Origin of the sequence: Trinickia fusca (assembly GCF_003628145.1) — a bacterium.
Taxonomy (GTDB): Bacteria; Pseudomonadota; Gammaproteobacteria; order Burkholderiales; family Burkholderiaceae; genus Trinickia; species Trinickia fusca.
The window spans coordinates 141,851-160,149 of the sequence record NZ_RBZV01000010.1 but is presented as its reverse complement, the minus strand read 5'-3'; the positions used below and the strand labels follow the sequence as shown (position 1 = coordinate 160,149).

Here is an 18,299-nt window from a genome sequence, read left to right as displayed (position 1 = left end):
GCTTATCTGAACCGCCCCGGTGCGAATACGCCAAGGTCGATCGAGGTCGCGCCGTCAGTGACGATTTCCGCCAGGCCCTGGCCGATGACGGGGGCGAGCTTGAAGCAGTGTCCGTTCATGCCCGCGGCAACGTAGAGGCCACGAACGTCGGGGTCCGCGCCGATGAGCGGGTTGCCGTCCGCTGTGTCGTCGAACACGGATGCCCATCCGCCCAGCGCGCGTGCGGTGGCGAAGCGGCCGAAGCGGCGCGCGGCGCGCACCTGGTATTGCGCCACTTTCTCCTCGTCGGCGACCGTGCTGTGGTGGTCGGCTTGCGCCGCGAAGCTGTCGGCGGCATCGAACGAACCGACCATGCTCAACCCGCCGATCATCGAGCGCATGTAGAGCCGATCGACTCGCCGCTCCTGGTACGCAAAGAGTCGCGGCAGTGCGCTGACGACCGGCTGTGTAAACAGGGCAATGCAATGACGCGATACGGTGATCGGCAGGTCGATGTCTGCGGTCTTGGCCAACTGCCCGGCCCATGCGCCAGCCGCGTTGATCACGATCGGCGCATCGATCGCGCCTTGGCGCGTTTGCACGCCGACCACCTGATCTCCGGCGACACGCAACGCCATGACGTCGCAGTGCTCATGAATCGTGCCGCCGCGACGCCGGATACCGCGGCTCAGCGATTCGATCGTGGCGGCCGTATCGCAATAGCCGCCGCGCGTTTCGAACACGCCGCCAGCGATGCCCTCACGGTTGAAGTCGGGCTGCAGCGCGACGATATCGTCGGGATCGAGCACGTCGACGGCTATGCCGTGACGCTTCATGTCTTCGGCTCGCCCCTGTTGAAGCGCGCGGTCTTCCTCTGCGAACGCCGTGAGAAATCCGCATTGAACGAAGCCGCAGTTGCCGCCGACTTCCTCGTGCCAATGCTCGAAGACGCGGATACTTTCGTGAGCCAGCTTCGATACGCGGATGTCGGCGTAGTTCTGGCGGATGATGGCCGGCGAATAAGCCGTCGTTCCCGAGCCAAGCGCAGCGCGCTCCAGCACGAGAACCTTCAGCCCTCGCCCAAGCAGGTGATAAGCGATGCTGCACCCCGTCGAGCCGCCACCGACCACGATCGCGTCAGTCGTTTCATGCATGCTGTCATCTCCTTCATGTTTCTCGGGGCATGGCCTCTACGTGCGGTATCGACGAGCGTGCAGCGGCACACGCGCATATCGATGCACGGGAGAGCAATGCCCGTTCAGTTCAATTCACGAATGCGCCGCTCGAGATCGGCGCCGCGCCTGGCCCACGCGGGTACCTGCTCGAGCAGGCGTGTATGCCACTCGACGAGGTTCGGGTATTCGTCGAGTGGTGCGCGCGAGCGCGTCAGATGGCTAAACGGAGCAGCAAGATCGAAGTCGGCCAACGTCACCGTGTCACCGGTCACGAAGCGGCGATGCGCGAGATGCTCGTCGAGCACGGCTGCGTATTTGCGCGTCAGCATTTCTCCGTGCGCCACGGCCCACGGGTTCTCTGGCTCTCCATGAATTTTCTTGAGGTAGCGCTCCTCGAGCAGCAGATTCGGCCCCTGACGAAAATGCTCAGCGGCCCACAGCGTCCATTTCAGCGTCTCGATGCGCCGAGCCCCTTTCGGCAGCAGCTCGGAGCCGTACTTCTCGGCCAGGTAAGTCATGATCGCCGACGCTTCGAACAGCACGATGTCACCATCCACGAAAGCAGGGATCGTCCCGTTCGGGTTGAGCTGCAGGAATGCGTCGTGCCGGTTTTCCTTCTTGACGATGTCGACGACCTTGAACGCGATTGGCGCGTTGACGCAATCTGCCGTCACGAGCACCCGCCGCGTACTGCTCGAAATCAAATCACCATACAGATCCATGTTGCTGCCTCTCCAATGTCGATGGTCTCGCGCTCCGACCGCATCATCCGCGGACGGCGTCGGCGGCTGGTTCAGCGTCCCTCATCAAGGCGAATGAGCGCGGCGCGGCCGCCGGTGTCTCGTGGGCGAGCGCTGCGTGATGCGCCTGCGGCCAATCGAGAATCGATTGATTGTTGTCGACGTCGTAGACGGTGCGCCTGGCCACGCTGTTGACGATCTTCGCGCTCCGCCACGAGAGCAAACTCAGATTCGGATCGGCGAGCCCGCGCTGCGTGCGCGAAGCGTTTTGCACGTAGATCTTGTGGTGAGAGGGACCGGCCCATTCGATCGAATAGTCGGGGCGCACCACATACTCGCCCCGGCTATTGAGCGCAATGCGATCGCGAATCGGTGCGAGGCACTTCGGCAGACGGGCGGTATACCCCGTACAAAGGATGACGAGGTCGGCTTGGAGCGACTGCATCTGGCCGGTCGCGGCATCTCGCATCGTCAGATCGAATCCCGCGGTTGCGCGCGCAATGCGCTCGAGCGAACGCCCCGGTCGTAGCTCCCATGCGCACTCGTGCCTCGCCAGGAACTTCAGTTCGTAGAGCCGGCGGTAAATACTCTCGAGCGTCGACGGCGAGATGCCGTCGCTCGTCAGCTTCTGAGCCTCGATGATCGACTCGCGAACGGGCTGCGGCAGTCCGAAGAAGTAGTCGCTGTAGCCGGGAGTGAACTGCTCGTTGATGAACGGCGTATCGTCGAGCGGCAGGAAGTTCGGGCGGCGGGAAATCCACGAAATCGATGCCGGCAGCGTCGCATCGGAAGTCATGAGATTCAGGAATACCTCGGCGCCCGTCTGTCCACCGCCGATGATCGCGACACGGCGTCCTTTGGCGTCGACCTTGCGTCGCAGAAATTCGGACGCGTGAAACAGGGTGTCGCCGAGGAACGGCTCCGCATAGGCCGGGATATTCGGCACGAGCCCCGTGCCGATCACGAGATGTTCGGCATGCCGTACGCCGAGCGACGTCGCGACCTCGAAACCGCCGCGGCCCACGTCGATCGACGTCACCTCAGAACCGAATTCGAGATCCGGAAGTTTTCCACATGCCCAGCGGTAATATTCGTTGAACTCCCGGCGCAGTACATGCGGAAAATTCGCATTAATAAAACTGTAGAGGCGGCCATTTTCACGGAGAAATTCAAGAAAAGAATACGGACTCGTCGGTGCTACGAGGCTGACCAAATCCTTGAGGTACGCCACCTGCAATTCTGCGTTTGAAAAAAGCAATCCAGGGTGCCAGATAAATTCATTTCTGCGGTCGAGGAAGATACGTTTGATATCGTTGCACGGCTGCAGCAATGCGGCCAGGCTGAGATTGGCAGGGCCAATGCCGACGCCAATCAGGTGATACTGATCCTTGTCCATTAGCACATTCCTACAAGAAAATTGGGGGTGCGCCGAATCAGGCGCGCGAGCTTCCCTCGATCCGGTAAGCTCGATTTATTGCGAAGCGAAGAATAATGTTATTGTTTGAGGAGAAAAATATTGAATGGATGCTAACGCTCGATGTCCCTCGGAATGAAATGATCGTTATTGGTGACGACACGACTGCGTTGCCTTGTCCCAGGCGACGTCAGAGCGGGTGGGCTAGGGCAAGCGGGGAGCAGAGGATGTCAGGCATCGACCTCACACTCCCAATCGGATAGCCGCAGCGATTGTTCGTCGAGATTGAGCAGTGCCTTCAGTCCGGACCATCCGTCGGGCGTGACGGAAATCGCACGCGAGCGTTCTCGGCGATGAAGCCACCCCTTTGAAAAGAGGGTGCTCATGAAATGCTTGCCGAGAGGCCCCGCCAGATGGTGCCGCCGTTCGGTGGAGTCGAGGCACTGGCTGGCGAGGTGGATGCCGCAATCGTCCAGGTGCAGCGCGTCGAGCCCGATCTGGCGGAACCAGTCGACGCCGGCCGCGGTGATGCCGTAGCGCTGCTCGGGCATGGCGACGATCAGGTCGCGCTCCTGCATCGCTCGCGTCACGGCCACCCCAAGGCGGCCCGCCAGATGGTCGTAGCAGCACCGGGCAAAGCGCAGATCCTGTAGTGCCCGGCTCGCGTGCTTCGGATTGACGAGCTTGTTCGGCGAGATAGCCGCCAGCTTTTCGAGCACAGCGGCGACTTCGGCCCCGGCCAGCCGGTAAAAGCGATGGCGCCCCATCGACTCTACCGCTAGCAAGCCACCGGCCAGGAGTTTGCTCAAGTGGGAACTGGCCGTTTGTGCCGTGACGCCGGCAACATGCGCCAGTTCGCCAGCCGCTCGCGCCCGACCGTCGCCAAGAAACATCAGCATCGCCGCGCGCGCAGGGTCGGCAATTAAAAAGGCGACGGAAGCGACATTGTGATCTTGGTTCATGGTCAATCCCTCGAGCTCATCAACGTTGATAGTACCGGACCCACAGCATTGATGTTTCGATTCGTGTCGAAGCATCTAAAAATTATGGCCGCTAAACTGGTGGCATTCAGAACGATCAAATAGGGAGCGTTGATGATGGCCGCCACGGATTCGCAAATCCTACATATCTACGAAAGATGGCACGAAACGATAGTAAGCCGTGATCTCGACGGTCTAATGTCGCTCTACGCAGAGGATGCCACGCTCGAAACGCCGCTTATCTTAGTGACATTGCCGGAAAATGAAAGTGGCATCCTCGAAGGAAAGCGAAATATCGGGGAATTTTTCGAAGCAGGCCTACGAAAGCTCGGTGGTAGCCTCAACCGCTGGTATCGGACGGGTACTTTTTTTTCGAACGGCAGGCAACTGACGTGGGAATACCCGCGCAAAACGCCGCATGGCGATCAAGTCGATCTCGTCGAGGTCATGGACGTCGCGGACGGCCTCATCACCCATCATCGCGTGTATTGGGGGTGGGTCGGGTTCCGGTCTTTGACCGAGGCGCTCAAAAAGGGAGTCGGCCAGTCATGATCGAGGGAGGAGCAGGTCAGTCGGCCGCACGCCGCGTTTTGGCGGCGACGAGCGTTAGCTATACGGTCGTTCTGCTCGATGCGTCGATCGTCAACGTCGCGCTCGAACAGATCAGCCGCACGTTCGGCAGCAACATGGCGGGACTGCAATGGGTCGTCAACGCCTATACGCTGACGTTCGCGAGCTTGCTGATGACCGGCGGCACACTCGGCGACCGGCTCGGCTCGCGCAATATCTACTTCGCCGGCTTGGCGGTCTTCGTCGCTGCCTCGGTCCTTTGCGGCGTCGCGCCCGATATGACGACGCTCGCGCTGGCACGTGCGTTGCAGGGAGTGGGCAGCGCAATGCTCGTGCCGTGCTCGCTTGCGTTGATCAATGACGCGTGTCCCGACCCGGCGCGCCGCGCGGCAGCCGTGAGTATCTGGATGGGCTGCGGTGGCGCGGCGATGGCATCGGGGCCGCTGATCGGCGGCATCCTGATCCACCTGTTCGGGTGGCGCAGCATCTTTTTCGTCAACGTACCGATCGGCATCGTCGGCTTGTGGCTGACTGCTTCGGTCGCCCCGACGGCAACGTCGAAGACGCGGCACTTCGATTGGGCCGGCCAGGCGGCTGCGATCGTCGCGCTCGGCGCGCTCATTGGCGTGCTGATCGAAGGCCCGGTGCTCGGCTGGCGCTCGACGCCGCTCATCGCGGGCATGATCGCGAGCCTGCTCGCATGGATCGCCTTCTTCTTCGTCGAAGCGCGTAGCGCCGACCCGATGCTGCCGCTCGGTTTCTTCCGCAGTAGCCTGTTTTCGGGATCGACGTTTGTATCGATGGCATCGGCGTTCGTGTTCTACGGGATGCTGTTCACGTTCAGTCTCTACTATCAGCAAGTGCGCGGCGCCTCACCGCTCGAGGCGGGGCTTGCGTTCTTGCCGATGACGGGGATGGTCGCGACGGGCGGGCTGTTCTCGAGCCGCCTCGTCCAGCGCTTCGGCGCGCGCTTCTCGATGTGTGCGGCATTCGGCCTGTATGCGGCGGGCGCCGCGGGCATGAGTCTTGCCACGGCGAACTCGCCTTACTGGCAGGCTATCGTGCCGATGCTCGCGATCGGCTTGGCGTCGGGTTTCATCTCGCCGGCCGCTACTTCACCGGCGCTGGGCACGGTCGAGAAAAGCCGTGCGGGCGTCGCTGCGGCGGTACTGAACTCGGCACGCCAGAGCGGTGCCGCGCTCGGCGTGGCGATCTTCGGCACGCTGATTTCGGTGCTGCACGCGTTCCAGACGGCGATGTATCTAGTCATGGCTGGGGTGATCGGGTTGTCGGCGCTCGCTGCCCTTGTCTGGTGGATCGCTTCTCGGCCGCCGCGCGCCAAAAAAGCTGGGATCGAGGCACCCACGACGACGAGTCTCGGCTATCGCGACTGAGTGACGCAACGTGAGGGTCAAGGGGAAGGGCGCGCGATTGTCTTGCCAACGGAAACAGTGTTTTCGGAATCTAGGTATTTACCCTATAGATTCTTGCTCCTAGAATTCATTTCAACAGCTAGAGACAACCGTTTATAGCTGATTACGAAATAATCCTTGGAGGTAGTTACCATGAAATCGCTCATCAGTGCCGTCGCTCTTGCCGCCGTTCTTGCCACCCCGATCGCTTCGTTTGCCCAATCGAACCAGCCGGTGACGCGTGCAGACGTTCAGCAGCAACTCGTTGATCTGGCCAAGGTCGGCTACGTTCCCTCGCGCGGCAACGACCCGTACTATCCGGCCGACATTCAGGCAGCAGAAGCGCGTGTCGCCGCGCAACACGCCGGTACGCAACAAGCGGCGGTGACGCAGACGGCGGCGAACGATGTCGGCGGCGTGGCTGACGTCAAGGTCCAAGCGGGCCATGCCGCAGGGGCCGCTGAGAAGTCGATTTTCTTCGGTCAATAAGCCTCGGTGAGGTCGCATCGCCCGATGCCGCATCTCTCGCTTTCTCTTTCTGCAAGACACGACGAGCCTGCTTTCGATCAAAGCAGGCTCGTTGCATAGGACAACGTATTACCTCCGCCGTTGGCAACCCGACGGTTTCGCCCGGCCTTGGTGGGCCGGGCGCTTTTTGGGGCGACGAGCGCTACGAAACGGCTGGCATCAGAACTGATAACCCGCGCCGACAACCCCGCCAAAATCTCCACGGGTCGAGGACGTGGCCGACGCTTTCACCACCCATTTGTTGTTCTGCGTCACGTAGGAGTAGCCCGCGGCGAAACCCTGCTGGCCGTGGTAATTCGACGTCGCAGCGCTGACCATCGAACGTCCCGGCGCGGTCGGCTGCGGCAGCCCTGCAACCGCCAGCGCGGCAGCTACGCCGCCATACATATCCGACTTCATCGAGTCGAGCGAATTCTGTAGTTGTCCGACGCGAGCGTCCGTATAGTTCTGCGACGCTTGGGTCGCTTGACTGATCCCGTTGTTGAGCTGCTGCACATTGACGGCATCGGTGGCGGCGGTGCCGGCCGCGACGTTCGTGACCTGACGTTCGCTTCCCTTCGCGCCGACCGAGAAGGAATTGGCGCGATCGGCGACAGAGCCCTGGCCGATAGCCACTGAATTGTTCCCGCTCGCCGTGGCGTTGCCGATTGCGGTGGCATTCTTCCCAGTCGCGTTTGCCCCTGCGCCGATCGAACCATTTTGGGCTCGAGTCATCCAGCTGTTGTTGTTGGCCATTTGGCTTTGCAACGCGGCTTCGGCATTGGTCGCACGCGTGGCTTCCGCGGTTACGGCCGCCGTCATTTGCGTCGACTGATTGCCAAGTTGAGATACCTGGTTGCTGAGGTTCGTGACGCTCTGTGCCGTCGAATACAACTGCGAGCCATTGACCGCATCCGTGCTCGTAGCGCTCAACCCGCCGGCAGCCACGTTCGTCACTTGTCGTTCGCTGCCAACCGAGCCAACTGAAACCGAATTGACGCGATCGGCCACCGAAGCCGCGCCGAGCGCCACGGAATTATTGGCCGTTGCGGTAGCGCTAGCGCCGATTGCGCTCGAGCCTACGCCGGTCGAATTCGCAGCGCCGCCAAATGAGACTGAGTTATTACCAACCGCATTGGAATTGCTACCGACAGACGTCGCGTTTCTACCCGCCGCTTGCACCGTATCGCCGATCGATAGCGCGGCGCCACCTTTTGCGCTGGATATCAAACCGTACGCCTGATTCTGGCTCGTGCCGTCGGAGCCGGCCGTTGCCGGTACCCCGCCGCCCGTGGTGGCGGCCGGCGCGGCTGCCGCCCCGCCAATCGTGACGGTCGTAGTGGGGGTCTCGCTACCGAACGCGAAGTTATCCGCATGGGCGTTGCTCGACGCAATGGAAATTACCGCAATGGAGATGGCTGAAAGTCGCTTTTTCATCTTAGAGAACTGTTTGTCAACACGGAGCGGGTATCGCTTTTACTCTCGCCCATGAGCGCAATCAGAGGCCCAATATCTTCAACTTGGCCAAGACATGCCCGGACGCCGGCACGGATTCTGGCCGGCGAAGAATCCGCATGTGTTTTCCTGAGCGGAAAAACGTTTTGTTTGAGAGAATATTTATTTGGTGCAGGCATTCGTCGGCTTTGGTCGACGCAATTTTCGTGATGGCTCGCGTTATCGAATCGAGCATGCCCGCCGACAAGTGAAAAGAAACCGACCCGCCAGGCCCAGCTCGCCATGCTTCACCGAAATATCGCTCTCGCCGATGCCCACATTCTGGTAGTCGACGACCAGCCCGACCAGCTTCGCCTCTTGATCGATATCTTGCGCAACGCCGGATGCCGGATCAGCGTCGCATTCGATGGAGCGCAGGCATACCAACGCGCATTGGCGATCTCGCCCGACCTGATCCTGATGGACGTCCGCATGCCCCGAATGGATGGCTTTGCCGCCTGCCGGCTTCTCGCCGAGACGCCCAGTACGTCTGCCATTCCGATCATCTTTCTGTCCGTGGCCGGCGAGCTCCATGAGCGTCTGGAGGGGCTGGAGATCGGCGCCGTCGACTACGTGCTGAAGCCGTTCGAGCCGGCCGAGGTGCTGGCGCGGATTCGCGTGCACCTAACGCGGGCACGCGATCAAAGGCATGCCGAAGCAGACATCACCGCACCGGACCTCACCGGCGACGACGTCATCGTGCGGGCAGCTATTCGACACCTTTCGCAGAACCTGAGCGCGCCGCCCTCAGTCGAACAGCTCGCCCGCCTGGTAGGGACTAACGAAAAGCGGCTGTCGCGTGCCTTTCGTGACAACCTTGGTCAAACGGTATTCGAGTATCTGCGGCATGAACGCCTGCGCGTTGCGCAAAGCCTGTTGAGCACCACGCCGTTGAGCGTCGCCAGTATTGCCGAGGAAATTGGCTTTTCGAGCGCAGCGAATTTCGCTACCGCATTTCGCGAGCGATTCGGCGTGACGCCTTCGGTCTACCGAGATGGATTTCGCTTTCAGGACCGAGCAGATGCGCCGGCTGCTAACGTTGATGCCGAGTAACGTGACGATGACAATCCGCGGTCTACGTCGGCTATTGTTCTTATGCCTCCTATGTCTGAGTGGATGGGCAACGTGCGCATTCGCAGTCAATCCCGATCGCGCTCCGCAATCGGTCAGGCAAACGCCGGCACTCGACCAAATCCAGGTAGTCGAAGACGCTTCGACCAGCAAGCGATTGGACGATGTACTTGCGCTGCCGACCGGGGGCTCGCCCGGTTGGCGGCTCGTCGAGCGCAAGGGGCTGAAGCCCGGGTTCTCGCGTTCGGCATGGTGGCTCCGTGCCGTTGCGAGTAACCGCGGCTCGACGGAACGGTCGCTCGTTCTCGTGCTGAGGGAGCCGCGCCTTCAGCATGTCGATTTTTATATCGGTACGGGTAGTGGCTGGCGACACGAGAACGTCGATTCCGTCATGGCCCGCACACCTCGGTCCCGCTATCCGCAGGTGCAATTCACGCTCGCGCCCGGCGAACAAGTTTCTGTCCTGATTCGCGTGGCCAGCGAGACGACGATCACGTTGGAACCGAATTTGTACTCGGCGGATGAATACGATGCGCTCGAGAAGCGTGCGGCGCTGTGGGACGCCGGATTCATCGGTGGCGTCTTGGCCCTTGCGTGGTGCGCGTTGCTCATCGCCTATTTCTCTCGCAACGGCTCGTTTCTGGTGCTCGCGGGCATCTGTGTGTCGACAGCGTTATATGAAGCCGCGGTTCGTGGTTATACGACGGTCTACCTGTGGCCACACGCAGCCGACTGGAGTACCCGTAGCGTTACCGTGTTCGGCTGCACCGGCGTGCTGCTGGCCATCGTCTTCATTTTGCGCATCGCCGACGGCGAGAACGCCCACATTCCCGCGCGCCGCGTCTTGTTGGGCTTTGCCGTACTGGAGGGCATTGCAGCGGTCGGAGCTGCGTTTGGACGCCTGTTCGTTTTCTCGCAGGTCGGCGTGTATGGGACGGCAGTGTTCTCGGTTGTCCCGGTGGGGATCGCTGCGGTACTCGTGCGGCAATCCACGCCGACCGCTCGGGTCATACTGGTCACCGTATGCTTTGCCCTGTTCAACGGGACATTGCGCACGCTCGATATGATAGGGGCGCTACCGGCCGCATTAGCGTGGCTGACTTCCGACATCCGGCCCAATCCAATCATCGCCATCATCGGATTGGCCACGCATTTGATCGTGCTCGCCGCCTGGATCAACCATGTCGGGAAACAACGGGGCGAGGCCAGGGCCGAACTGTCGGCTTGGCAAGAGAGCGAGCACGACCGACTCCGTTATGAGGTCGCACAGCGAACCTCTGCGCTGAACGACGCATTGCTCGACGCGGAAGAGAAAAATCAGCAGAAGATCGAAACCTTGCGCTATGTCAGTCACGACCTTCGTGCTCCGCTCGCCACGATTGCGAGCTACGCCCAATTGCTGCTGAACGCCGCCGATTCGAAACAAGCCGCGCTGATCCAGGCAATCGAGCGCAGCGTGAACTATCAGCTCGGCTTGATCGACGAGTTGATCGGGCATGCGAAGGCGGAATTGGAGCCGCTCGATATCGCGCCGGTGGTCACCGACCTGCCCGAGTTGCTGAGCGACATTGCCGAATATGCGTCAGCGCTCTGTACTCAACTCAATAACCGGTTCCACTTTCAGGCCCTGACCTCGCTGCCGAGCCGACTGATGGTCGATGGCCGCCGGCTGCAACAGATCCTGCTCAATCTCTTGTCCAATGCGTCGAAGTTTACGCGTGACGGCGTCGTCATGATGACGGTGAGGGCACGCCGGCATGAGACACAATGGCTCATCGGTTTCGAGGTCGTGGACACCGGCATTGGGATGGACACCGAGCATCAGGCGAACCTCTTTTCGGGTTTTCGCCCGATGCAGTCCACGAGCGGCACCAACGGCCTTGGCCTTTCCATCGCGCAGCGCATCGTCGACATCATGGGCGGCGAGCTGCGCGTTTCGAGCGCACCGAATCGCGGCACCTCATTTTCTTTTGAAATCGTCGTGCCCATGACGGATGCGGCCGATGCTTCCTCGTCGAGCATCATCCCGTATTGGTCGAGCGGCCCCGCCGAAATCTCTCAGCAGCAAAAACGCCAGCTGGCGGCGTGCGTACCGCCCGAGAATGACCGTCGAGAACTGGCGGTGCTTGCGAAAGATGGACGCCTGACCGACATAGAGCGATGGGTAGACAGGATGAACGTCAATCATCCCGCGTGCGGCGCGTTTTTGACCGAGCTGAGGCGGTACGTCGAGGCACTGGATTTCGCAGGTATCGAGGCGCTCGCTCTCGCGCGGTAGGGAGGATGACGCGGGTGACCAGTCAAGTTGGGCGGCGAATGCCACGAGCAACGGTGATCGGGACGCGGGGATTGGTAGGTTGAAACGCTATGACGCTGCACGAAACTTGCATGGCATATCCTAAATAGAGATACCGGGTCCGCTGCCGCGCGGATAGGAGGGACACCATGCAAAAGCACTTCGCCATGCCAGCTATCGCGGCCGGAGTCGGCCTGCTGATGCTTTCCGGCACGACGCTGGCGCAAACGCAGGCCTACACCAATGCACCGGTGGAGATCTATGCTGGCCCCGCGCCCGATTACCCCGTCGTCGCTCAGGTGCCGGAGGGCACGGCCCTTGCCGTGATGGGGTGCGTCGAGGATTACAGCTGGTGCGATGTCGCTGCGCCTGGCCTGCGCGGATGGGTTTACGCCGAGTACCTCAGCTATCCGTACCAGGGCGCGGAGGTTCCCATCGTCACTTATGGCGCGACGATCGGGTTACCTGTCGTTGTATTTTCGATCGACTCGTATTGGGGCCGTTATTACCGTGATCGTTCGTGGTACCACGATGAGTCGCGCTGGGCCCATCATCAACCGCCTTCGCGTGTCGCCCGACCGCCCGAGCATGGCGAAATGGGCCGGCCGCCGGGGCCGTATCCGGGACATGCGCCGCCGCCCAATGACCGTGCCCCGGGAGCACCCGTGCACGGCGGTCCACCACAGGCTCGGCCCCAGCCCGGGCTTGCTCGCCCGATGGAACAACCGGCGCCGCATACGGGCGGTCCTCAACCTCACCCCGGTGCTCAGCCGGAGAGCGGACCCGCTCATTCAATGGGGGGCCCGCCCACGCACGGTGGCCCTGGAGCCGCGCCTATGCAGCGCGGAGGCGCCGAAGAGCGAGGCGGTCAGCCCCGTGGTGGCGAAGGCGGTGGCGGCGAACATGAGGACCATCAGGACCATCAGCCGAACCACTAGTTCAGGAGCCCGAGGAGCGGGGCGTGACAGCGGGAATATCCGAAACGCTCCAATAGACGGGCTTCCCCAGTTCGGTTGCCAACCTGACGTCCTCATCGGCTCCTCGCGATTCGCCTTCGATACGAAGTACCGCATCGCACTGCTCGATTAGCCGGCTGGCGACGGGATACAGGAACGCTTCGCTGATTTCGTCGCCTATCGCCTTAGAGCCGGCAACCGCCGCGAGGGGGAGCGCTACCCATTCGCCGATCATCGGGACATGTCCTTGCTGATAGACGCGCAGCGCCGTCTGTTCGAGACGTTCGAGATTGAGTGCAATGCGCTCGGGATCGCCTTGTGTGCCGCTACGGTAAGGGCCGGCGACGAGTATGAGTTGGGGTGTCATTCGGTACGCTGCTCCGTCAGGTAGGAGCAATCATGATATCGTGCACATTCGTGCAATATCAAGATAAAACGTGCAAATCCAAATGTTGACGACACAACGCAAGAAAATCATTCTCGAATGGCTGGCACGAGACGGGCAGGTCCTCGCAGCGCCGCTTGCCGTGGAGTTCGGCGTGTCGGAGGACACGGTACGACGCGATCTGCGTGAACTGGCAGCAGAAGGGTTGTTGCAGCGGGTTCACGGGGGCGCGTTACCTGCCTCGTCGGCCGTTGCTCCGTTTTCGGTGAGACGCACGCTCGAGTCGTCGGGCAAGCGTGCGATCGGAATGGCCGCCGCGTCCATGATCGCGCCTGGCCAGGTCGTCATCGTCGACGGTGGGACGACTTGCGCTGAACTGGTCAGGCATATCCCTCACTCCTTGTCGGCGACGATCGTGACGCATAGCCCGACGATTGCCGTCGCACTGGTCGATCATCCGTCGATCGAGGTGATCGTGATCGGCGGCAGGTTGTACAAGCATTCGATCGTGACGGTGGGGGCCGCCGCCATCGAGGCGATGTCGCATATTCACGCCGACTTGTACTTCATGGGCGTAACCGGCGTGCATTCGACAGCGGGGCTCAGCACGGGCGATCTCGAAGAGGCTTATGTGAAGCGAGCGTTGGCGGCGCGGTCGGCGGAGACCGTCGTCCTCGCGTCAAAGGAAAAAATCAATGCCGCTTCGGCTTACTCGATAGGCGACGTGACGCTCGCGCAGACGATTATCGTCGAGGCGTCGACCGATATTGCGCTGACGGAGGCACTGGAGGCTACCGGCGTGAGTGTTGTTCGGGCGTGACCTTAGTATGACGATGGCGCGCCGTCGCCGAACCTCTGTTTCCCGGCAGACGGCGCCTTCAAACCGCTCATGTGCGGGTAATCGAAACCCCGCCATCGACCAATGAAGCCGTACCCGTCACGAAGGACGAATCGTCGGATGCAAGATAGAGCGCCGACCGTGCGATCTCTTCCGGCTTCGCGACTCGCTTCAGGGCATGCAGGTCTGTCACGAACGCTTGCGATTCGGCCGTGTCATTCATACCGCGGTACATCTCCGTGTCCACTGCGCCCGGCAGGATTGCGTTGACGCGCACACCTTGCGGCCCGTATTCGGCCGCAAGCGCTTGCGTCAACCCAATCAGTCCCGCTTTGCTGGCCGCATAGGCCGCACTTCCTGGGAAGGCGAACGAATAGCCGACGAACGTCGAGGTGAAAATGATTGATCCACGGCCTTGCTTGACCATTTCCGGTATCTGATGCTTGGCGCCGAGAAACGCGCTCGTCAGGTTGGTGGCCAACGTGGCTGACCAGCCCGCTTCCGAAACCGCTGTGGACGGGCCCATTTCACCGAGCGTCCCCGCATTGTTATAGGCGATGTCGAGACGACCGAAGCGGCTGACGGCGAGGGCGACCAGCGCTTTCGCGAAGTCTTCGGATTGCACGTCACCCGCGAGCGACACGGCGGTACCGCCTTCGCGGGTAATTTCCGTCACGAGCGCCTCGAGCTCGGCTTCGCGACGCGCTGCCACCACGACCTTCGCGCCTTCTGCGGCGAACAACTTTGCTGCCGCGCGACCAATCCCTGCGCTCGCGCCAGTCACGATGGCGACTTTTCCCGTCAAACGTTGCATGTTCAATCTCCCGCTTCATTTGTGGACCGATGCCCTATGCGTCGGCCCCTTGAGACGCACTATAGGATTTACTTCTTGGTAAGCGAAGACGAAAAAGCTGGTTGTATCATTCAGCTTTTGTGAATGATTGAGGCACGATATGGACCGACTTCGCGCCTATGAGGTTTTCGTGACGGTAGTCGATCGGGGCAGCTTTGCGCGCGCGGCCGATGCACTCGAAACGTCACCCGCGAACGTGACCCGCTATGTCAATGAACTGGAGACGCATCTCGGTGCGCGACTACTCAATCGCACCTCCCGCAAGTTATCGCTTACCGAAGGCGGCGAAACCCTTTATTCGCGGTGCAAGACAATCCTCGAAGAGGTGGCCGAAACGGAAGGGCTCGTGTCGACAACGTCGATCGAACCGCGCGGACGGCTGCGCGTCAATGCGCCAGTCAGCTTCGGGATCCTGCATCTGGCGCCGCTGTGGCCTCGATTCATGCAGAGATATCCCGATGTCGAACTCGACATTGCGCTCACTGACCGCGTCGTCGACCTCGTCGAGGAGGGCTTCGACTTGGCTATTCGCATCTCGCGTGCTGGCACCGCTGAACATGCCGCCCGCAAACTGGCGACGTCGAGAAACGTCTTGTGCGCGTCTCCCGACTATCTGAGCCGTTGGGGACATCCGGAAATACCGGCGGACTTGCTCAGACACCGATGCATCGGCTACCGCTACGCGGCCACAGCGGACGAATGGCAACTGACCGACAGCAATGGCAAAGCTCACCCTGTCGAGGTCGCCTGTCACATGCACACCAATAACGGGGATACAGCACGCGCGGCCGCGCTTGCGGGGCAAGGCGTGATCTGGCAGCCAACGTTTCTCATTGGCGATGACCTTCGCGCGGGCACGCTCGTTCGGGTGCTGCCTGAATACCGCTTACCGGATATCGATATCCTCGCGCTCTATCCGAGTCGTCGCCACCTGAGTGCAAAGGTGCGTGCAGCAATCGATTTTCTGGTCAACGCGTTTGCCGGTGTGCCGCCATGGGAACGGACGTGAAGGGGCCTGACGGACGAGGGTGTTCTCCGATTACGCTTTCCTCTTATAGAGCGCTGTCACCTGCGACAACTCTTCCATCAATTTATTCTTGAGCTCCTGCGGCCCTACGATTTTCAAATTTGAACCGTATCCCAGCAGCTTCCGCACACCATGCTCGATGGATTCGATGGGCATCAAAAACTCTTTCCATCCTGGCGGCACGTCTGGACTACCTGCATCCTGCAAAACAGGAGCGGTTTTGATACGCGCGTTGGCCAACCAATTCTCGGCGCGCGGCGACACGGCGATATGTGCCGTCAACCGATAAAGATCGGTCTCGTACCGGTTCATGGCGTCACGCCAGTGCTTCGCCAGATCGAATCGCGCAGGCCGCTTGAAACGGCGGCGGGAGGACTTGAGTTCACAAATATTCGCTAGCCGAAAGGTCAGTGCGCCAGGCCTGCCCACCACCTTGGCAATCAGGTACCAGGCCCCCCCCTTGAGCACCAGACCGAGCGGCTCGAGTTCGCGATGCGATAAACCACGCCAACTCTCATACTTCACTTCGATACGATACGAACTCCACACGGCATCGGCGACTTCACGCAGAAATAACGGGGTTTCTTGCGCACGGTACCAATCGACAGTATCGATGTGCAGTCGGCTGGCGACACGATCAGCCTGCTCGCGCGCGTCCGGAGGCAGGCTGGCAATCATCTTCAGCCGCGCAGAGGTTGCCATGCCGTCCAAGCCCAGTTCTGTCGCCGGCCCAGGCAAACCGGCCAGAAACAGCGCGTGCGCTTCGTGCTCTGTGAGCCCTGTGAGATCGGTACTCCAACCCTCGCGCAATTGAAATCCCCCGTTGCGACCTCGATCCCCCCAGATAGGCACGCCAGCTGTGGACAGCTGATCGATATCGCGCAAGATCGTGCGCTCGGAAACTTCCAATGCCTCGGCCAAAGCCGGTGCTGTCATGCGCCCGCGTGCTTGCAGCATCATCATGATCGACAAAAGGCGGCTGGCTTTCATCAATGGCCCCTTACCTCAAATACCTGACATAAGGTGTCATGTTATCGGACTTATGATTTGCCGCATTCCTAATCTGATCGATCGATGATCAATGCGAAGGTCAAACATGAACGAGAGCATTCACGGCAAGCAACTCGAGGTCGTCGAACTACGCCAATACACCCTTCATCCCCACAAACGTGACGTGTTGATCGATCTCTTCGATCGTGAGCTTGTCGAGACACAAGAATCGGTCGGCATGACGGTCATGGGGCAATTCCGCGACCTCGATCACCCTGATCTGTTTGTCTGGCTGCGAGGGTTCGAGAGCATGGAGACCCGCCTGAGCGGCCTAACGGATTTTTACGGTGGCCCCACCTGGCAAACGCATAGAAACGCGGCCAACGCCACGATGATCGATTCGGATAACGTATTGTTGTTGCGCCCAGCCTGGGAGGGCGCACACCTACCCATCGACCTGACTCGTCGAGCGGGCCAAGACGCTGTGGCGATACCGCCGGGATTTGTCGATATAACGATCTTCTATCTAAACGAGCCAGCATCAGCGCAGTTTCTGGCGTTTTGCCGCGAACGCATGCAGAGCGTTCTTGACGCTGGCGGTGCCGCAGCCCAGGGGTGGTACGTCACTGAGCCGCGCGAAAACAATTTTCCTCGATTGCCGGTTCGAGCGAATGAGCAGGTGTTGATGGGCATTGCGGTGTTTCCCGACCTCGCACGTTTCGACGAATTTGGCCGTTCGAACCTATGGGCGCGCGAGGTTGCTCCCCAACTGGCGCACTGGCCGGTTCGGCTTACCGAGACGCATCGGCTCGTGCCCACTGCTCGCTCGGCTACCCACGCGTGAAGGAATGCACATGAAGATAATTTCCGGACCCCTAAGTATGTTCGGTGCCAAGGTCGAGATTGCGGCGCACGAGAAGGGTATCGACTTCGAACTGGTGATGACTCCGTTCGACCAGCTGCGCGGTTACGATCCCAAACATCCGGATGTATTGCGCATCAATCCGAAGCGCCAGGTGCCGGTGCTGATAGACGGCAACCTGGAGATTTTCGATTCCACGCAAATATTCGAGTACCTGGAAGACCTGAAGCCCACTCCTGCCTTATGGCCGGCGCATCCAGGGGCGCGCGCCATGGCGCGTCAGCTCGAACACTGCAGCGATGAGATCTATTTTCCGCACATTGTCCGACTGATGGGGCTCGAGAATACGCCGGACGATCCTGCGGCGCAGACCGCGCGCAACGAAGCGTGGCAATACTATCGACGTATGGAACGAGTTCTTGCGAATCGAGAATTTCTGGCCGAAACCTATTCTTATGCCGACATTGCGTTTTACATGGCGCAGCTGTTCGGCGCGCGCAAGGGAGCGCCGATGACAGGAGAGACGCCCAACCTGCTGGCTTGGCGTGAACGGATGACCGCACGTCCTGCCGTGCGAAAAGTTGCCGGTGCGATGGCGGGATATCTTGCCTCGATTGGAAGTGCGGTCCCCGATTTTCTTGTCGGCCTGAACTAGCCGCCTCCACGGAATACGCGCACCCGAAAAAAAACCTGCCAAGCACCGTCGGCACTTGGCAGGTCCTATTTCAGCGCTCTTTTTCGCTGGGTGCT

The 18,299-nt window shown here is 60.7% G+C and carries 18 protein-coding genes; 10 read left to right on the top strand and 8 right to left on the bottom strand.

All coding sequences use genetic code 11. From position 1 onward, the window contains the following. Positions 1–2: 2 nt before the first annotated feature. The 4 genes from D7S89_RS20735 to D7S89_RS20720 form a co-directional block, all read right to left on the bottom strand. Positions 3–1,133 carry an NAD(P)/FAD-dependent oxidoreductase gene (locus tag D7S89_RS20735; RefSeq protein WP_121280638.1) on the bottom strand — a complete coding sequence of 377 codons (1,131 nt, stop codon included), beginning with the start codon at positions 1,131–1,133 and terminating at the stop codon, positions 3–5. A 104-nt stretch (positions 1,134–1,237) separates the two neighbouring features. After that, positions 1,238–1,876 (bottom strand): glutathione S-transferase family protein, encoded by a 639-nt coding sequence (locus tag D7S89_RS20730; protein ID WP_121280636.1) that lies wholly within the window; start codon positions 1,874–1,876, stop codon positions 1,238–1,240. A gap of 43 nt (positions 1,877–1,919) precedes the next feature. Beyond that, positions 1,920–3,290, bottom strand: a complete 1,371-nt coding sequence (locus D7S89_RS20725) for a lysine N(6)-hydroxylase/L-ornithine N(5)-oxygenase family protein (protein WP_121280634.1) — start codon at positions 3,288–3,290, stop codon at positions 1,920–1,922. 248 nt (positions 3,291–3,538) lie between these two features. Beyond that, a complete protein-coding gene (locus tag D7S89_RS20720; protein WP_121280632.1) occupies positions 3,539–4,270 on the bottom strand; it encodes an ArsR/SmtB family transcription factor in 732 nt (243 codons plus the stop codon). A gap of 132 nt (positions 4,271–4,402) precedes the next feature. On the opposite strand from D7S89_RS20720, the gene D7S89_RS20715 reads away from it, so the two are divergent. From D7S89_RS20715 to D7S89_RS20705, 3 genes are all read left to right on the top strand, one after another. Then, positions 4,403–4,840 (top strand): nuclear transport factor 2 family protein, encoded by a 438-nt coding sequence (locus D7S89_RS20715; RefSeq protein ID WP_121280630.1) that lies wholly within the window; start codon positions 4,403–4,405, stop codon positions 4,838–4,840. After that, positions 4,837–6,252, top strand: coding sequence for an MFS transporter (locus D7S89_RS20710; protein WP_121280628.1), 1,416 nt, complete (start codon positions 4,837–4,839; stop codon positions 6,250–6,252). Before D7S89_RS20715 ends, D7S89_RS20710 begins: the two co-directional genes overlap by 4 nt. Before the next feature lie 171 nt (positions 6,253–6,423). Then, on the top strand, positions 6,424–6,759 hold the full coding sequence (locus D7S89_RS20705; RefSeq protein WP_121280626.1) for a DUF4148 domain-containing protein: 336 nt from the start codon (positions 6,424–6,426) through the stop codon (positions 6,757–6,759). Positions 6,760–6,957: 198 nt separating this feature from the next. On the opposite strand, the gene D7S89_RS28330 is transcribed toward D7S89_RS20705, so the two are convergent. Continuing rightward, entirely contained in the window at positions 6,958–8,214 is a 1,257-nt protein-coding gene (locus D7S89_RS28330) for a YadA family autotransporter adhesin (RefSeq protein ID WP_121280625.1), read from the bottom strand. 300 nt (positions 8,215–8,514) lie between these two features. Between D7S89_RS28330 and D7S89_RS20695 the strand changes: the two genes are divergently transcribed. The 3 genes from D7S89_RS20695 to D7S89_RS20685 all read left to right on the top strand — a co-directional run bounded on the left by D7S89_RS20695 (position 8,515) and on the right by D7S89_RS20685 (position 12,576). Beyond that, the gene (locus D7S89_RS20695; protein WP_121280623.1) at positions 8,515–9,324 is read left to right on the top strand and encodes a response regulator transcription factor; all 810 of its coding nucleotides are present in this window, start codon (positions 8,515–8,517) and stop codon (positions 9,322–9,324) included. Beyond that, positions 9,266–11,620 (top strand): sensor histidine kinase, encoded by a 2,355-nt coding sequence (locus D7S89_RS20690; RefSeq protein ID WP_342766917.1) that lies wholly within the window; start codon positions 9,266–9,268, stop codon positions 11,618–11,620. The genes D7S89_RS20695 and D7S89_RS20690 overlap by 59 nt, the downstream gene beginning before the upstream one ends. A 167-nt stretch (positions 11,621–11,787) precedes the next feature. After that, a complete protein-coding gene (locus tag D7S89_RS20685) occupies positions 11,788–12,576 on the top strand; it encodes an SH3 domain-containing protein (RefSeq protein ID WP_121280621.1) in 789 nt (262 codons plus the stop codon). 1 nt (position 12,577) lies between these two features. On the opposite strand, the gene D7S89_RS20680 is transcribed toward D7S89_RS20685, so the two are convergent. Then, entirely contained in the window at positions 12,578–12,961 is a 384-nt protein-coding gene (locus tag D7S89_RS20680; protein ID WP_121280619.1) for a DUF4406 domain-containing protein, read from the bottom strand. An 82-nt stretch (positions 12,962–13,043) separates the two neighbouring features. Between D7S89_RS20680 and D7S89_RS20675 the strand changes: the two genes are divergently transcribed. After that, positions 13,044–13,799: a DeoR/GlpR family DNA-binding transcription regulator gene (locus D7S89_RS20675; RefSeq protein ID WP_121280617.1), complete on the top strand. Its 756-nt coding sequence runs from the start codon at positions 13,044–13,046 to the stop codon at positions 13,797–13,799. A gap of 67 nt (positions 13,800–13,866) precedes the next feature. On the opposite strand, the gene D7S89_RS20670 is transcribed toward D7S89_RS20675, so the two are convergent. Continuing rightward, a complete protein-coding gene (locus tag D7S89_RS20670) occupies positions 13,867–14,631 on the bottom strand; it encodes an SDR family oxidoreductase (RefSeq protein WP_121280615.1) in 765 nt (254 codons plus the stop codon). Between the two features lie 139 nt (positions 14,632–14,770). Between D7S89_RS20670 and D7S89_RS20665 the strand changes: the two genes are divergently transcribed. After that, positions 14,771–15,679 (top strand): LysR family transcriptional regulator, encoded by a 909-nt coding sequence (locus tag D7S89_RS20665; protein WP_121280613.1) that lies wholly within the window; start codon positions 14,771–14,773, stop codon positions 15,677–15,679. A 30-nt stretch (positions 15,680–15,709) separates the two neighbouring features. Here D7S89_RS20665 and D7S89_RS20660 read toward each other — a convergent pair whose 3' ends face one another. Next, the gene (locus D7S89_RS20660) at positions 15,710–16,687 is read right to left on the bottom strand and encodes a helix-turn-helix transcriptional regulator (RefSeq protein ID WP_121280611.1); all 978 of its coding nucleotides are present in this window, start codon (positions 16,685–16,687) and stop codon (positions 15,710–15,712) included. 106 nt (positions 16,688–16,793) lie between these two features. Between D7S89_RS20660 and D7S89_RS20655 the strand changes: the two genes are divergently transcribed. Together D7S89_RS20655 and D7S89_RS20650 are read left to right on the top strand one after the other, a co-directional pair. Next, complete coding sequence (locus D7S89_RS20655) at positions 16,794–17,531, top strand: NIPSNAP family protein (protein ID WP_121280609.1); 738 nt, start codon at positions 16,794–16,796, stop codon at positions 17,529–17,531. 10 nt (positions 17,532–17,541) lie between these two features. After that, positions 17,542–18,204 carry a glutathione S-transferase family protein gene (locus tag D7S89_RS20650; RefSeq protein ID WP_121280726.1) on the top strand — a complete coding sequence of 221 codons (663 nt, stop codon included), beginning with the start codon at positions 17,542–17,544 and terminating at the stop codon, positions 18,202–18,204. Positions 18,205–18,299 lie beyond the last annotated feature (95 nt).

Coding starts and splice junctions, on each gene's coding strand:
- D7S89_RS20735 (WP_121280638.1), bottom strand. CDS start 1,133: ATGCATGAAACGACTGACGCGATCGTGGTCGGTGGCGGCTCGACGGGG.
- D7S89_RS20730 (WP_121280636.1), bottom strand. CDS start 1,876: ATGGATCTGTATGGTGATTTGATTTCGAGCAGTACGCGGCGGGTGCTC.
- D7S89_RS20725 (WP_121280634.1), bottom strand. CDS start 3,290: ATGGACAAGGATCAGTATCACCTGATTGGCGTCGGCATTGGCCCTGCC.
- D7S89_RS20720 (WP_121280632.1), bottom strand. CDS start 4,270: ATGAACCAAGATCACAATGTCGCTTCCGTCGCCTTTTTAATTGCCGAC.
- D7S89_RS20715 (WP_121280630.1), top strand. CDS start 4,403: ATGATGGCCGCCACGGATTCGCAAATCCTACATATCTACGAAAGATGG.
- D7S89_RS20710 (WP_121280628.1), top strand. CDS start 4,837: ATGATCGAGGGAGGAGCAGGTCAGTCGGCCGCACGCCGCGTTTTGGCG.
- D7S89_RS20705 (WP_121280626.1), top strand. CDS start 6,424: ATGAAATCGCTCATCAGTGCCGTCGCTCTTGCCGCCGTTCTTGCCACC.
- D7S89_RS28330 (WP_121280625.1), bottom strand. CDS start 8,214: ATGAAAAAGCGACTTTCAGCCATCTCCATTGCGGTAATTTCCATTGCG.
- D7S89_RS20695 (WP_121280623.1), top strand. CDS start 8,515: ATGCTTCACCGAAATATCGCTCTCGCCGATGCCCACATTCTGGTAGTC.
- D7S89_RS20690 (WP_342766917.1), top strand. CDS start 9,266: ATGGATTTCGCTTTCAGGACCGAGCAGATGCGCCGGCTGCTAACGTTG.
- D7S89_RS20685 (WP_121280621.1), top strand. CDS start 11,788: ATGCAAAAGCACTTCGCCATGCCAGCTATCGCGGCCGGAGTCGGCCTG.
- D7S89_RS20680 (WP_121280619.1), bottom strand. CDS start 12,961: ATGACACCCCAACTCATACTCGTCGCCGGCCCTTACCGTAGCGGCACA.
- D7S89_RS20675 (WP_121280617.1), top strand. CDS start 13,044: ATGTTGACGACACAACGCAAGAAAATCATTCTCGAATGGCTGGCACGA.
- D7S89_RS20670 (WP_121280615.1), bottom strand. CDS start 14,631: ATGCAACGTTTGACGGGAAAAGTCGCCATCGTGACTGGCGCGAGCGCA.
- D7S89_RS20665 (WP_121280613.1), top strand. CDS start 14,771: ATGGACCGACTTCGCGCCTATGAGGTTTTCGTGACGGTAGTCGATCGG.
- D7S89_RS20660 (WP_121280611.1), bottom strand. CDS start 16,687: ATGAAAGCCAGCCGCCTTTTGTCGATCATGATGATGCTGCAAGCACGC.
- D7S89_RS20655 (WP_121280609.1), top strand. CDS start 16,794: ATGAACGAGAGCATTCACGGCAAGCAACTCGAGGTCGTCGAACTACGC.
- D7S89_RS20650 (WP_121280726.1), top strand. CDS start 17,542: ATGAAGATAATTTCCGGACCCCTAAGTATGTTCGGTGCCAAGGTCGAG.